This window comes from Polaromonas sp. P3_A5 (assembly GCF_056403055.1).
Window position 1 is genome coordinate 1,939,337 of the sequence record NZ_JBFUGF010000001.1, and the last position, 14,045, is coordinate 1,953,381.

Genomic DNA, 14,045 nt, shown 5'->3' on the forward strand with positions numbered 1-14,045 from the left:
ATTAACTTTTGAACACGGAAAATATCGTGAGCAATAACAAAGGCCAGCTCTTGCAGGACCCATTTCTCAACACCTTGCGTCGCGAGCATGTTCCTGTTTCCATTTATCTCGTCAACGGGATCAAATTGCAGGGCCAGATCGAATCCTTCGATCAATATGTGGTTCTGCTTCGCAACACTGTGACCCAAATGGTCTACAAACATGCGATTTCCACCATCGTTCCAGGTCGCGCCGTAAATTTCGCGACCAACGAGTCTGAAGAAAGCCCCGCCAGCTGAGTTCGTACGATGCTCCGGTGAGCCCGAAACCCCTGGTCCTTCTTGTAGGGGTCGATCTGGGGTTGCCAAACTTTGATGCTGATCTGCAGGAACTGGGTTTGCTCGCGCAAACAGCAGGCCTGCAGCCGGTTGCGCGCGTCACCTGCAGGCGCAAGGCGCCCGACGCCGCGCTCTTCATCGGCAGCGGAAAAGCCGACGAAATCAAGCTGATGGCGCTGGATACCGGCGCCACGGAAATTCTGTTCGACCAGTCTCTCAGCCCGGCGCAGCAGCGCAACCTGGAGCGGCACCTGGACATGCCGGTCAACGACCGGACCCTGCTGATTCTTGAAATCTTTGCCCAGCGCGCGCGTAGCCACGAAGGCAAGCTGCAGGTTGAGCTGGCCCGGCTGCAATACATGTCTACGCGACTGGTGCGGCGCTGGTCCCACCTGGAGCGGCAAACCGGCGGCGCCGGCGTGCGCGGCGGCCCGGGTGAGAAGCAGATCGAGCTCGACAAACGCATGATCGGTGACGCGATCAAGCGCACCAAAGAACGCTTGCTCAAGGTCAAGAAGCAGCGGCAAACGCAGCGAAAGCAGCGCGAGCGCCGCAATTCCTTCACGATTTCCCTGGTGGGTTACACCAACGCGGGAAAATCCACGCTCTTCAATGCGCTGGTCAAGGCGCGTGCCTACGCGGCCGACCAGCTGTTCGCCACGCTCGACACCACCACAAGGCAGCTTTATTTGGGTGACGCCGCGCGTTCCGTGTCGCTGTCGGACACGGTGGGGTTCATCCGCGACCTGCCGCACGGCTTGATTGATGCCTTTGCCGCAACGCTGCAGGAAGCAGCGGATGCCGACTTGCTGCTGCACGTGGTGGACGGCGCCAATCCCGACTACCTCGAGCAGATCGAGCAGGTCCAGCGTGTGCTTTCGGAGATTGGCGCGGCCGATGTGCCGCAAATACTGGTGTTCAACAAGCTGGACGCTATTGAAAAGGACAGCTTGCCCCTGCACCTGCAAGACATGTTCGAACTGAGGGACGCGTTTGAAGGCTCAAGCCGCAGCGTTGAACGGGTGTTCGTGAGTGCGCAGACAGGTGAAGGCCTGCCGCTTTTGCGGGCGCTGCTGGCTGGCTATGCGGTCAACCCGCCCGCCGACGAAATCCCCCAAACTGCCGAGGACCTTGCCTGATATGGCGGTTTCATTAGGCACAATGTCGGTGTAACGAAAAAAAGTGAGTTTGATCCCATGAATCTGAACCCCGTGCTGCAGACCTTGACGAGCTTGCCAGGCCGGCTCAAGCAACGCGCCCAAGGCATGTTCAATCTCAATGATCCGCGCTGGGGTCGGGATGACGACAAACCGTCCTCCGACGACACCAAGCCCGAAGCTCCGCGGGAGGACAAGCAACCGACCCGGCCCGCCAACCGCCCACAGGGGCAGGGACCTAACCAGGGCCCACCCGACCTGGACGAACTCTGGCGCGACTTCAACCGCAAGCTGGGCGGCCTTTTTGGCGGCGGCAAGAACAACCCCAACCGTGGTGGATTTGGCCGCGGTAATGGCGGTGGAAACAACGGCGGCAGCGGCGGCGGCTTTCAGCCCGACATGAAAAGTGCCGGCATTGGTGTCGGACTGATTGCCAGCGTCGCGGTGCTGATCTGGCTTGGCACCGGGTTTTTCATCGTCCAGGAAGGTCAGCAGGCCGTCATCACCCAGTTCGGAAAATACCACTCCACCGTGGGCGCGGGCTTCAACTGGCGGCTTCCGTATCCTGTGCAGCGCCACGAAATCGTTGTGGTCACGCAGATCCGTTCAGTGGATGTCGGCCGTGACGTCATCATCAAGGCGACAGGCCTGCGCGACTCGGCCATGCTGACTGAAGACGAAAACATCGTTGAAATCAAGTTTGCCGTGCAGTACCGCCTGAACGATGCGCGCGCCTATCTGTTTGAAAGCAAGGACCCTGCAGCGGCGGTGGTTCAAGCTGCCGAAACAGCCGTCCGTGAAGTGGTCGGGAAAATGAAGATGGACCTGGCCCTGGCGGAAGAGCGTGACCAGATCGGGCCACGCGTGCGCGCCCTGATGCAGACCATCCTCGATCGTTACAAGGTCGGCGTTGAAGTTGTCGGCATCAACCTTCAGCAGAGCGGTGTGCGCCCCCCCGAGCAGGTGCAGGCAGCGTTTGACGATGTGCTCAAGGCCGGCCAGGAGCGCGAACGCGCCAAGAACGAAGCCCAGGCATACGCCAACAATGTGATCCCGCGTGCCGTGGGTTCCGCGTCCCGCCTCAAGGAAGAGTCTGAAGCCTACAAAGCCAAAATCGTGGCCCAGGCACAGGGTGATGCCCAGCGCTTTCGTTCGGTGCTGACCGAATACCAGAAGGCGCCCCAGGTGACCCGTGACCGTATGTACACCGACGCCATGCAGCAGGTTTATTCCAGTGTGACCAAGGTGATGGTCGAGTCCCGTCAGGGCTCCAACCTGCTGTACCTGCCGCTGGACAAAATCATGCAGATGACGACGCAGGGTGATGCCGGCAGTACCGCAGAGCCCGCACTGGTTCCCGGCGCAGCGTCTTCGCCAACGGTGCCTGCCGCGCCTGTTTCCAGCTTGCCCCTTGATGCCCGATCCCGCGATGCTTCCCGCACGCGCGATCGTGAAACACGCTAAGGAAGACGATCGTGAATAGAGTTGGATTTATCATTTCTTCGTTGCTGGTGATCCTGGCATTGCTCAGCTCCACGCTTTTTGTGGTGGACCAGCGGCAGTTCGGCGTGGTTTATGCGTTGGGGCAGATCAAGGATGTGGTCACTGAGCCGGGCCTGCATTTCAAGATGCCGCCGCCGTTCCAGAACGTCTCCTACATCGACAAGCGCCTGCTGGTGCTCGACAGCGTCGACGCCGAACCCATGCTGACGGCAGAAAAGCAGCGTGTCGTGATCGACTGGTACGTGCGCTGGCGCATCATCCAGCCCACCGACTACATCCGCAACGTCGGCCTGGACGAAAAAACCGGCGCCAACCAGCTCAACCGCGTGGTGCGCAATGCCTTTCAGGAAGAGATCAACAAACGCACCGTCAAGGACCTGCTTTCGCTCAAGCGCGAAGCCCTGATGGCCGACGTCAAGCGGGAAGTGCTTCAAGCCGTGCAGGGTGCGCAGCCCTGGGGCGTTGACGTGGTCGACGTGCGTATCACGCGCGTGGACTATGTGGAAGCCATCACCGATTCCGTCTACAAGCGCATGGTTGCGGAGCGCCAACGTGTGGCCAATGAACTGCGTTCTACCGGTTTGGCAGAAGGCGAAAAAATCCGCGCCGACGCCGACCGCCAGCGAGAAGTCACCATCGCCAACGCCTACCGCGATGCGCAAAAGGTCAAAGGCGAGGGCGATGCCGAAGCGGCCCGCACCTATGCCGAATCCTTCGGCCGCGACCCGCAGTTCGCTCAGTTCTACCGCAGCCTCGATGCCTACAAAGCCAGCTTCAACAAGAAGAGCGACGTGATGGTTCTGGACCCTTCATCCGACTTTTTCAAGGCGATGCGCGGCCCAGGCTCCGGCAACGCCGCACCCGCCAAAAAATAAGCCGGCGTGGACGGCAACACGTTCTGGATGGCGCTGGCCCTGATGCTGGTCATCGAGGGCCTGTTGCCTTTCATCTCTCCCGGCGGCTGGCGCCGCATGTTCGAGCAGATTCTCACTCTGGGCAACGGCCAGATCCGCTTCTTCGGCTTGTGCAGCATTGCGGCGGGCCTGATCCTGCTGGCTGTGCTGGCCTGATTTCGCCTCCCCCGGCAAACCGGACACCGGCAGGTATTTCCGCCAGAGTGCGTCATTGGGCCTTCAGCAGGCCGAAAACCCGCTTCAAGCCCGGTAAAATGCTGTTTTTAACAGCCCACGAAAATCACAATGCCCGCCTGGTCGTCATCATGGCAATTGCCCGATCAAATTGCCGATGTCCTGCCCTCCGAGGCGCGCCACATCGAAGAGCTGCGCCGTCTGTTCCTCGACACCGCCCGCAGCTATGGCTATGAGCTTGTCATGCCGCCGCTGCTGGAGCACCTCGAGTCGCTCCTGACCGGTACCGGCGAGGCCCTAGATCTGCAGACTTTCAAGCTGGTGGACCAGCTCTCCGGCCGCACCCTGGGCCTGCGTGCCGACACCACGCCCCAGGTAGCCCGCATTGATGCGCATTTGCTCAACCGCAGCGGTGTTGCCCGCCTGTGCTATTGCGGCCCGGTGCTGCACACCCGTGCCGACCGCCCTCATGCCACCCGTGAACCGCTGCAGTTTGGCGCGGAAATCTACGGCCATGCCGGACTGGAAGCAGACCTGGAAGCCCAGCAGCTGGCGCTGGAAGGCCTCAAGGCGGCCGGTGTCACTGAACTGAGCGTGGACATGGCGGACGTCCGCATCGTCAACAGCCTGCTGGCTGGCGCCACCGTCAACGGCAAAACACTGGCGCTCATCCATGCCGCGCTGGCGGCCAAGGACGCGAGCGAACTCGGCAGCCTGATCGCCAGCCTCAAGGACGGCATTTCGGCTGTGGCGCGAGACGGTCTCAAGGCGTTGCTGCAGCTTTATGGTGACGAGAAAGTGCTGGCCGAAGCGGAAAAAATCCTGCCGCCCTCAACAGGCCTTAAGGCGGCGCTGCAAAACCTGAAATGGCTGGCCGCACACACCAGGGGTGAAAAAGGCGATGTCAAGGTCAGTTTTGACCTGGCCGACCTGCGCGGCTACGCCTATTACAGCGGCACCCGCTTTGCCATTTACGGCCAGGGCGCCGAACTGGTGCGCGGCGGCCGCTATGACGAAGTCGGTGCCGTGTTCGGCCGCAACCGGCCTGCAGCAGGCTTCAGCCTTGACCTCAAAGAGCTGGTCAGTGTGCTGCCACCCCGGGCCCTCAAGGCCGCCATCCGTGCGCCCTGGGGTGAAGATACCGGCTTGCGTGCCGCCATCGCCCGCCTGCGTGCGGGCGGCGAAACCGTGGCCTGCGTGCTGCCCGGCCACGAACATGAAGTCAATGAGTTTGATTGCGACCGCGAACTGGCAAACGCTGCCGGTCAATGGGTGGTCCAGCCCCTTAAAAAAGCCGCTTGAGGGCCTGCGCCCGGCTTTATCCCGAAACCTTAACGAGAATTGAAGATGACAAACAAACAAACCGCAGCCGCGGGCCGTAATGTCGTGGTCGTGGGCACCCAGTGGGGCGACGAAGGCAAGGGCAAGCTGGTCGACTGGCTGACCGAGATGTCGCAAGGCGTGGTGCGCTTCCAGGGCGGCCACAATGCCGGCCACACGCTGGTCATCAATGGTGTGAAAACGGCGCTGCACCTGATTCCCAGTGGCATCATGCGCCCCGGCGTGAAGTGCTATATCGGTAACGGTGTGGTGCTGTCGGCCGCCAAATTGTTCGAAGAAATTGAAGGGCTGGAAAAAGCCGGCGTCGAAGTGCGCTCGCGCCTGCGCGTCAGCGAAGCCTGCCCGTTGATCCTGCCTTTTCACGTTGCGCTGGATGTCGCGCGCGAGGCTTACCGCGAGAAGGGCGGCACGACCAAGATCGGCACCACCGGCCGCGGCATCGGCCCCGCGTATGAAGACAAGATTGCCCGCCGCGCGTTGCGCGTGCAGGACCTCAAGTATCCAGACCGTTTTGCCGCCAAGCTGCGTGAGCTGCTGGACCTGCACAACTTCGTGCTGACCGGCTACCTGCATGCGCCGGCAGTCGACTTCGACACCGTCTACGCCGAAGCCATGCGCCACGCCGAGTTGCTCAAGCCCATGATGGCCGACGTTTCGCGCGAGCTCAACGATGCCAACGAGGCCGGTGCCAACCTGCTGTTTGAAGGCGCACAAGGCACCTTGCTCGACGTCGATCACGGCACCTATCCCTATGTCACTTCCAGCAACTGCGTGGCCGGCAACGCCGCCGCAGGCGCCGGGGTCGGCCCGGGCATGCTGCATTACATCCTCGGTATCACCAAGGCTTACTGCACGCGCGTGGGCGGCGGGCCTTTCCCGACTGAACTCGATTGGGAAAAGCCCGGCACGGTGGGCTACCACCTCAGCACGGTGGGCGCCGAAAAAGGCGTGACCACGGGACGCAGCCGCCGCTGCGGCTGGTTTGACGCCGCATTGCTCAAGCGCTCGGCCCAGGTCAACGGCCTGTCGGGCTTGTGCATCACCAAGCTCGACGTGCTGGACGGCATCGACGAGCTCAAGCTGTGCACCGGCTACGAACTTGACGGCCACATCACCGACATCCTGCCGATGGGCGCCGAAGAGATCGAGCGCTGCAAGCCGATTTATGAGACCCTGCCGGGCTGGAGCCAGAGCACCGTGGGCGTTACGCAATACGACAAGCTGCCGGCTGCCGCGCAGAAATACCTGCACCGGATCGAGGAAGTCACCGGCGTGCCGATCCACATGATTTCGACCAGCCCGGACCGTGACCACACCATCCTGCTGCGCAATCCGTACGCCGCCTAGCCAGAAAACTTGAGAAAAGTGCGTCTAGCCCAATAGGGACGGGCGCAAGCAGCTATCAAATCAGGAGTAATTCATGTTGACAGAAGACGGCAAGCATCTCTATGTGAGCTATGACGAGTACCACAACCTGATTGAAAAACTGGCCATCAAGATCCACCAGTCCGGCTGGCAGTTCGATACCATTTTGTGCCTGGCCCGCGGCGGCATGCGTCCCGGTGACATCCTTTCGCGCATTTTCGACAAACCGCTGGCCATCATGTCCACCAGCTCCTACCGTGCTGACGCCGGCATGACGCAAGGCAATCTCGACATCGCCCGCTTCATCACCACCCCCAAGGGCGAAATCGCGGGCAAGGTGCTGCTGGTCGACGACCTGGCCGATTCGGGCCACACGCTCAACGCCGTGATCCACCAGCTCAAGAACAACTACAAGCCCATCACCGAGCTGCGCAGCGCCGTGATCTGGACCAAGGGCGTCTCCACTTTCCAGCCCGACTACTCGGTCGAGTTGCTGCCCACCAATCCGTGGATCCACCAGCCGTTTGAGGGCTATGACTCCCTTTCGCCAGCCCAATTGATGGCCAAATGGAAGATATAGCCCCCACGCTTTTCTTGCGCGAAGCAAGTGGGGTGGCTTCAATACCAGCAGGAGCCGTGGAACCGGCTTTGCCGGGCCGCAGGCGCAGCGCCCCCTCGGGGGGCAGTGCATTACACGCAGTGAAAAACGTGGGGGCTTTAGTATGAGCGAAACATCCACCACCCTGATCCATCACCCCTACAAGCCGCCCGCCGGGTTTGACGCCATCCCGCCCGGGGTCTACAAGGCTTCCACCATTGCATTCCCGACCGTCGCCGCGCTGCGCAGCCGCGACTGGAAGCACAAGACCGGCTACACCTACGGCCTGCACGGAACCCCCACCACCTTCACGCTGGAAGAGCGCATCGCCACCCTGGAAGGAGGCAAGTACTGCACCCTGGTGCCCAGCGGCCTGGCGGCGGTGGTGCTGGTTGGCATGGCGCTGCTCAAGGCGGGTGACGAACTGCTGATTCCCGACAACGCCTACGGGCCCAACAAGAGCTTCGCGCAGGGTGAACTTGCCGCCTGGGGCATCACCCACCGCTTCTACGACGCGATGAACCCCGCAGACCTCGCCGCCAAGCTGGGCCCCAAAACCCGGCTGGTATGGATCGAGGCGCCGGGCTCCATCACGCTGGAGTTTCCCGACATGCCGGCGCTGGTCGCCGCGGTCAAGGCGCACCAGAATGCGCATCCCGCCGGCGTCGTGACCGCACTCGACAACACCTGGGGCGCCGGCCTGGCTTTCAATGCGTTTGACCTGGGGCTCGATATTTCGGTCCAGGCCCTGACCAAATACCCCAGCGGTGGTGCCGATGTACTGATGGGCTCCGTCGTCACGCGCGACGAGGCGCTGCACCACCTGGTCCATTTTTGCCACATGCGCGTGGGTTATGGCGTGGGCGGCAACGATGCCGAACTGGTGTTGCGCGGCCTTAACAGCATGGCCTTGCGTTATGCCGCCCAGGATGCTGCGACGCGGGAGCTGGCCGGCTGGCTGCAAACCCGGCCGCAAATCGCAGCCATGCTGCATCCAGCGTTGCCCGGCTCGCCTGGCCATGAAACCTGGAAACGCGACAGCAGGGGCGCCGCCTGCCTGATGAGTGCCGTTTTCAAGCCGGAGTTCACGCAGGACCGGGTGGACCGCTTTTGTGACAGTCTCAAGCTCTTCAAACTGGGCTACAGCTGGGCGGGCCCCATGAGCCTGTGCGCGCCGTACGACATACCGGCCCTGCGCACCACCACGCCATGGCCATACAAGGGGGGCCTGGTGCGCTTTTCGGTGGGCCTGGAGGCCGTTGCAGACCTGCAGGCGGACATTGCCCAGGCGCTGGAAAAAGCCTGACCAAAGGCTTGGCATACCGTGACGGCAATGCAGTACAGTAAGGGTTACCTATTCACGAAAGCACGCAGTGGCAACTCCCAATTACTCTTACGAAAAGCGCCAGAAAGAGCTTGCGAAAAAACGCAAAAAAGAAGAAAAGCTCAAGCGCAAGGCAGAGGGCAAGCCGGACGATGCCGCTGACGACGGGACCGATACGCCCGATGTCGACGGTGAGGCGCCCGGTGGCCTTCCACCTGTAGACCCGGCCCCCTGAGCCTCCCCGATTCTTGATGAAAAAAGGCTGTAGCCCTTGATGGACAAGCGCAAGCAGCTATTGATCTGATAGCAACAAAACGCAAAAAAGCCAAAAAAACGGCAGGCAATCAAAAACCCGGCAACACCTGTGAAGGTCAGCCGGGTTTGTCGTTTCAGGGGGCGGAATTTTCAGCCTGTAGGGCTTGCGCCAGCGCGGTCATGGCTGCGGTGCTGTGATCCTGCGGCGAGAGCACTCGGGCCGTGGCGTGCCCGGAAAAGTTGCGCTGCATCGACTGCAGGTAACCCGGGTCGTAGTGCTTGACCAGCAGCTCACGCACCACCGAAGCCACGTCGCCGCTGCGGGCGCGGGCCTGCCAGTCCTGCACTGTGGCCTTGCCGCGTGCTTCCGTCAGCGCACCCAGGCGCTCGCAGAAGAAAGCGATGTCTTTCACGAAAAAGTCATAGTCTTCCAGCAGCAGCGCTACGCGTTCATCCTCCGGCAGGTCCAGCTGCAGGCAAGGGCTGGCCCGCATGGCGGTGATCAGGCCTTCCGGCACGGCCACATTGCCGACTTTCTTGCTTTCACTTTCAATATAGACCGGTTGAGCCGGATCAAAACGTTTCAGCGCAGCCCAGATGCTGCTGTCAAACGCCTTCTGGCTGGGCTGCTGCACGCCGGGGATGGCGCCCAGCACCGAGCTGCGGTGGTTGGCCAGCGCTTCCAGGTCCAACACCTGCGCGCCTTCGGCCGCCAGGGCCTGCAGCAGCCGGGTCTTGCCCGAACCTGTGGGGCCGCACACCACCCGGTAGTTAAAGCGGCCGGCCAGCTGCGGCAAATCCGCCACCAGCGCGGCGCGAAATGCCTTGTAACCGCCGTCCACCAGCGTCACCTTGAAGCCGATCTGGTCCAGCACCAGCGCCAGCGAGCCGCTGCGCTTGCCGCCGCGCCAGCAGTACAGCAGCGGTTGCCATTCGCGGGGTTTGTCCAGTACATCACGCTGGATGTGCTCGGCAATGTTTTTGGCCACCAGCGCCGCGCCCAGTTTTTTGGCTTCGAACTGGCTGATCTGCTTGTATTTGGTGCCGACGATTTTGCGTTCCTCGTCGTGCAGGCTGGGCCAGTTCACCGCGCCCGGGAGGTGGTCTTCGGCGTATTCGCCTTCGCTGCGGGCGTCAATCACCCCGGAATAACGTCCGAGCGTTTCGAGCGCTTCTTCGGCGGAAATGCGGTCCAGGCTCACTTGACCAGTTTCTTCAGCTCGGGCCACACATTGGCAAGCATCTTCGCCTGCGACTGCTCGTTCGGGTGGATCCGGTCAGCCTGGAAGTTGGCCACCGGGTCGGCCGCGTCGGCAATGCCCTTGAGAAAGAAGGGCACCAGGGCCACTTTTTCCGCCTTGGCAACCTTGCCGAACAGCCCTGAAAACGTGGTCGCGTAGGCACTGCCGTAGTTGGGCGGTACCTGCATGCCCACCAGCAGCACCCGGGCCCCTGTTTTTTTGGACGCCTGCGTCATCGTGACAAGATTCTTTTCGGTCATGTCCAGCGGCAATCCCCGCAGGGCATCGTTGCCGCCCAGCTCAATGACCACCACGGCAGGCTTGTGCTGTGCCAGCAGCGCCGGCAGGCGGGAACTGCCGCCCGAAGTGGTGTCACCGCTGATGCTGGCGTTGACGACTTTGGCAGTCTTTTTTTCGCTGGCAAGCTGTTTTTCAAGCAGCGGCACCCAGCCGGTTCCGCGTTTCAGGCCGTATTCGGCGCTGAGTGAATCACCGACCACCAGAATGGTTTCCCCTTTGGGCGCCGGCGTTTGCGCTATTGCCGCCGGAGCGCCGCCACCCATCACGGCGGCCACAAGCAGCGCCCCGAAAGGTTTTAGCAAACGCTTTGCCGCCGCAAGGGCAAGCTTGGTAAAGTCTGAATTCATATTTCCTGACAAGGCCGACATGTTTGAACCCGTGGTGAGTGGCGTGAATGATGGTTCCAGGGCTGCGGCTTCCGCTGTGCCCGCACCGTCCCCGACGTCTTCAATTATTTCCGTTGAGCATGTTTTCAAGTCAGTCACGGACTCCACCGGCACATTGGCCATTTTGCGCGATATTGACTTCGCCCTGGCCCCGCGGGAAACCGCCGCCATTGTCGGTGCATCGGGTTCCGGCAAAAGCACCTTGCTGTCCATCATCGCAGGGCTGGACACGCCCACGCAGGGCACGGTCAGGCTGGCGGGGCAGGACATCTTTGCAATCAGCGAAGACGACCGGGCCGCCTTGCGTGCGCAGAAGGTCGGATTTGTCTTCCAGAGCTTTCAGCTCATGGGCAATTTGACGGCGCTTGAGAACGTCATGCTGCCGCTGGAGCTGTCGGGCGCCAAAAACGCACGCACGCTGGCCACCGACATGCTCAAGCGTGTCGGCCTGGGGGAGCGGCTGGGCCACTACCCGAAAGTGTTGTCGGGTGGCGAACAGCAGCGTGTGGCGCTGGCCCGTGCTTTTGTGGTGCAGCCGGCGGTGCTGCTGGCCGATGAGCCGACAGGCAGCCTGGACTTTGCCACCGGCGAGACGGTGATGTCGCTGATGTTTGAGCTCAACCGCGAACTCGGCACGACCCTGGTACTGGTGACGCATGACCAGGCCATCGCGTCGCGCTGTGAGCGTCGCATCACCATTGATGCGGGGCGTGTCAGCCCGGCGTGATGCCGAGAGTTCCCCAGCGGAAAAGCGTAAGGGGAAATGGCCTGAAGGCCTTTGTCATCGGGCGCAAGCAGCTATCAAAAGCATAGCGTATTGCGGGGCGTAAAAGCCGCCCTCAGCGCCCGCCGTGCATTTTCTGCGCGATGGCCAGAAATTTCGCGCGATCATCAGGCCGGTCAATCTGCTGCGCCAAAGCGTGGATCAGTGCCAGAAAGGTAAGCTGCCGGGCTGCTTCCTTGCGCACCAGGGTTTTGGCGAGCGGGCCGATATGCTGGCTGAGCGCGCGTTCCAGCTGCGCCTGCAGCTCCGCATTGAAATTCTGCACATTGATTGATGTGGAGGATGCCGAGGTCGTTCCGGATGTCGTTGCCGACGTGGACAGGGGCCGGCTCATGTCGCTGCGCAAGGGGCGGGAAAACGTCGAGGAAATGGGCCGGCTGTAGCTGCTGCTGCCGCCGGTAGACCGCAATGGGCCACTGGCGCCATGCAGCCCCGAATTCACCGTCGCGCTGGCGTGGCGCGGCTTCAGGAAGGCTTCGCGGGCCGTCGCATCGGGAATGGAAATGGCCAGCAGGTCGCGCAGCCCCTGGGCGCTGACCGTGCGCGGAATGGCTTTCTTGACCAGCACCTTGGCCAGCGGCCCGATGGCCTTGGCCAGCTCGTTTTCAATTTCCAGCGCGATTTCCGGGGTGAGCGACGCCAGCGCGGCAAAAGAGGCGGTGTGTTCGAACTCCATGTTGCGGGACATCGGCGCGGCCGGTGCGGCGTTCGGGTCCAGCACCGCATAGATCTCGTGCGAGCGCAGATGCTTGTCCATGTGCGGGCCGAGGTAGTCGAAGAGGCTGGCGGCGCTGTCGGTGATGCGTGAAATCACGTCGTAATAGGCACGCGAGACCACGATCTGGTTGGGCCTGGAAAAGTCCATGATGCGCTGAGCCACATTGATGCCGTCGCCCACCACATTGACGCGGTTGTTGATGTCAAACACCATGCGGATTGGCCCCAGGTGCAGGCCCACCCTCAGGGACAGCTTGCGGCCGTACTTTTGTACCAGCAGGTCGCGCAGCAGCAGGGCCGACTGCAGGGCCTCTTCGGGGTCGCCCAGAAAGCAGATCGCCGCGCCGTCGCCGGTGTCGATCATGATGCGCGACGACTCCTTCACGCCGCCGATGGCCTTGGTGATGAGTTCGTTGAACAGGGTCTTCAGTGCCACCTGTTGGTCAACCGAATAGGTGGAGTAGGACACCAGGTCCAGGAACATGATCGTGCCCAGTACGTTCTTGCGCAGGTTTTCGGCACTGTTGAGCGGAATGGACTGGGAATTGGCCGCGTAGGCGAGCACGGCGCTTTCGGACAGCAGCTTGCTTGTCTTTGTGGTTGACGTATCGGTCTGCGGCGCTACCGTCGCTACCGGGGCAATGGCGGCTGTGTTGGACGACGGGTTGGCGGCGCGGATGGTCTGCGTCTTGAGAAAGTCCGAGCTGATCAGGGCCTGGCGCAGGGCTCCGACGTCCTGCGGGCGCTGTGTTTCGTTGGGCATCATGGCCCAGTCGATGGCGCGCAGCAGGGGCGCACCGAAGACCACCGCGCTGGCCGTGTCGGCCGCCTTGGGCATGGTGTCCTCGCGCACCCGCGAGGCCGACTCCATGGGCTTGTGGCCCGTCGTCATCCAGTACATCACCGCACCCAGCGAATAGACGTCCGTCCAAGGCCCCTGGTGGCCCTTGCTGTGGTACTGCTCAAACGGTGCGAAGCCCGGGCTCACGATGTTGGTCATGTCGTGGTTGCCGGTCACGCGCCGGGCGGCACCGAAGTCGAGCAGCACCGGCGTGCCGTCGGCGCGGATGTAGATGTTGTCCGGCTTGATGTCGCGGTGCAGGAAATTCACCTTGTGCACCGCTTCCAGCCCGTCCATCAACGGGTAGATGATCTTCAGCAGGCCCTGCTGGTCCAGCGCCGGCTGCCTGGCCAGCCAGCGCTTGAGCGGGTCGCCGGACTCGTATTCCATGACGATGTAGGCGGTCCCGTTTTGCTTGAAGTAACGCAGCACCCGCACGATGTTTGGGTGGCGAAAGGACGCCAGCGCCCGCGCTTCGTCGAGGAAACGCTCCAGCCCCCAATTGAACTGGCCGTTGTTCGCGCTTGAGCGCACGTGCACTGACAGGTCTTCCGAACGCACGGCCAGGTCGCCGGGAAAGTACTCCTTGATGGCTACCGGCAGCTGCAGGTTGATGTCCTGCGCCAGATAGGTGATGCCGAAGCCGCCACCGCCCAGCATCTTGTCGATGCGATATTCAAAAACGGTTTGCCCCGGCAGAAGCGCAGCCGCGTCCTTGCCTTCGCCGCCTGTGGGACGCACGGGCAGGGCTTGCGTTGTTTCTTCCGGTTCTTCCATTCGTGGGATCGATTCGTGGGGGCTGAGGGTGCCTGTGAATTATTGAGCCCG

General features: G+C 62.0%; 14 protein-coding genes. 11 read left to right on the forward strand and 3 right to left on the reverse strand.

Going from position 1 to position 14,045, the window contains the following annotated elements:
* The first annotated feature begins 8 nt into the window (after nucleotides 1-8).
* The 10 genes from hfq (at nucleotide 9) to AC1DU8_RS09190 (ending at nucleotide 8,928) form a co-directional block, all read left to right on the forward strand.
* Entirely contained in the window at nucleotides 9-278 is a 270-nt protein-coding gene (hfq, locus tag AC1DU8_RS09145) for an RNA chaperone Hfq (protein WP_411883131.1), read from the forward strand.
* A gap of 17 nt (nucleotides 279-295) precedes the next feature.
* Nucleotides 296-1,456 carry a GTPase HflX gene (hflX, locus tag AC1DU8_RS09150; protein WP_457306705.1) on the forward strand — a complete coding sequence of 387 codons (1,161 nt, stop codon included), beginning with the start codon at nucleotides 296-298 and terminating at the stop codon, nucleotides 1,454-1,456.
* Nucleotides 1,457-1,513: 57 nt separating this feature from the next.
* Nucleotides 1,514-2,938, forward strand: coding sequence for an FtsH protease activity modulator HflK (gene hflK, locus AC1DU8_RS09155; RefSeq protein ID WP_477690100.1), 1,425 nt, complete (start codon nucleotides 1,514-1,516; stop codon nucleotides 2,936-2,938).
* Between the two features lie 11 nt (nucleotides 2,939-2,949).
* Nucleotides 2,950-3,852 (forward strand): protease modulator HflC, encoded by a 903-nt coding sequence (hflC, locus tag AC1DU8_RS09160; protein WP_457280677.1) that lies wholly within the window; start codon nucleotides 2,950-2,952, stop codon nucleotides 3,850-3,852.
* 6 nt (nucleotides 3,853-3,858) lie between these two features.
* Nucleotides 3,859-4,047, forward strand: coding sequence for a DUF2065 domain-containing protein (locus tag AC1DU8_RS09165; protein ID WP_457280678.1), 189 nt, complete (start codon nucleotides 3,859-3,861; stop codon nucleotides 4,045-4,047).
* A 129-nt stretch (nucleotides 4,048-4,176) separates the two neighbouring features.
* Nucleotides 4,177-5,367 (forward strand): ATP phosphoribosyltransferase regulatory subunit, encoded by a 1,191-nt coding sequence (locus AC1DU8_RS09170; RefSeq protein WP_457280679.1) that lies wholly within the window; start codon nucleotides 4,177-4,179, stop codon nucleotides 5,365-5,367.
* Between the two features lie 45 nt (nucleotides 5,368-5,412).
* Nucleotides 5,413-6,753, forward strand: a complete 1,341-nt coding sequence (locus AC1DU8_RS09175; protein ID WP_457280680.1) for an adenylosuccinate synthase — start codon at nucleotides 5,413-5,415, stop codon at nucleotides 6,751-6,753.
* A 73-nt stretch (nucleotides 6,754-6,826) separates the two neighbouring features.
* Nucleotides 6,827-7,351, forward strand: a complete 525-nt coding sequence (locus AC1DU8_RS09180) for a phosphoribosyltransferase (RefSeq protein ID WP_411877599.1) — start codon at nucleotides 6,827-6,829, stop codon at nucleotides 7,349-7,351.
* A gap of 142 nt (nucleotides 7,352-7,493) precedes the next feature.
* Complete coding sequence (locus tag AC1DU8_RS09185; RefSeq protein ID WP_477726662.1) at nucleotides 7,494-8,675, forward strand: PLP-dependent transferase; 1,182 nt, start codon at nucleotides 7,494-7,496, stop codon at nucleotides 8,673-8,675.
* A gap of 67 nt (nucleotides 8,676-8,742) precedes the next feature.
* Entirely contained in the window at nucleotides 8,743-8,928 is a 186-nt protein-coding gene (locus AC1DU8_RS09190) for a hypothetical protein (RefSeq protein ID WP_457280683.1), read from the forward strand.
* Between the two features lie 154 nt (nucleotides 8,929-9,082).
* Here the strand turns inward: AC1DU8_RS09190 and mnmH are convergent, their stop codons facing one another.
* Nucleotides 9,083-10,150, reverse strand: a complete 1,068-nt coding sequence (gene mnmH, locus AC1DU8_RS09195) for a tRNA 2-selenouridine(34) synthase MnmH (RefSeq protein ID WP_457280684.1) — start codon at nucleotides 10,148-10,150, stop codon at nucleotides 9,083-9,085.
* Nucleotides 10,147-10,752 (reverse strand): arylesterase, encoded by a 606-nt coding sequence (locus tag AC1DU8_RS09200; protein ID WP_477727044.1) that lies wholly within the window; start codon nucleotides 10,750-10,752, stop codon nucleotides 10,147-10,149. The genes mnmH and AC1DU8_RS09200 overlap by 4 nt, the downstream gene beginning before the upstream one ends.
* 103 nt (nucleotides 10,753-10,855) lie before the next feature.
* On the opposite strand from AC1DU8_RS09200, the gene AC1DU8_RS09205 reads away from it, so the two are divergent.
* Nucleotides 10,856-11,602, forward strand: a complete 747-nt coding sequence (locus AC1DU8_RS09205) for an ABC transporter ATP-binding protein (RefSeq protein WP_477726663.1) — start codon at nucleotides 10,856-10,858, stop codon at nucleotides 11,600-11,602.
* A 112-nt stretch (nucleotides 11,603-11,714) separates the two neighbouring features.
* Here AC1DU8_RS09205 and AC1DU8_RS09210 read toward each other — a convergent pair whose 3' ends face one another.
* A complete protein-coding gene (locus AC1DU8_RS09210) occupies nucleotides 11,715-13,994 on the reverse strand; it encodes a protein kinase domain-containing protein (RefSeq protein ID WP_457280686.1) in 2,280 nt (759 codons plus the stop codon).
* Between the last annotated feature and the right edge of the window lie 51 nt (nucleotides 13,995-14,045).

Excerpts from the sequence above, each read along its gene's own strand:
- AC1DU8_RS09210 (WP_457280686.1), bottom strand. The coding sequence starts at position 13,994 with ATGGAAGAACCGGAAGAAACAACGCAAGCCCTGCCCGTGCGTCCCACA.
- AC1DU8_RS09175 (WP_457280680.1), top strand. The coding sequence starts at position 5,413 with ATGACAAACAAACAAACCGCAGCCGCGGGCCGTAATGTCGTGGTCGTG.
- hflK (WP_477690100.1), top strand. The coding sequence starts at position 1,514 with ATGAATCTGAACCCCGTGCTGCAGACCTTGACGAGCTTGCCAGGCCGG.
- AC1DU8_RS09180 (WP_411877599.1), top strand. The coding sequence starts at position 6,827 with ATGTTGACAGAAGACGGCAAGCATCTCTATGTGAGCTATGACGAGTAC.
- AC1DU8_RS09185 (WP_477726662.1), top strand. The coding sequence starts at position 7,494 with ATGAGCGAAACATCCACCACCCTGATCCATCACCCCTACAAGCCGCCC.
- AC1DU8_RS09205 (WP_477726663.1), top strand. The coding sequence starts at position 10,856 with ATGTTTGAACCCGTGGTGAGTGGCGTGAATGATGGTTCCAGGGCTGCG.
- AC1DU8_RS09170 (WP_457280679.1), top strand. The coding sequence starts at position 4,177 with ATGCCCGCCTGGTCGTCATCATGGCAATTGCCCGATCAAATTGCCGAT.
- AC1DU8_RS09200 (WP_477727044.1), bottom strand. The coding sequence starts at position 10,752 with ATGGGTGGCGGCGCTCCGGCGGCAATAGCGCAAACGCCGGCGCCCAAA.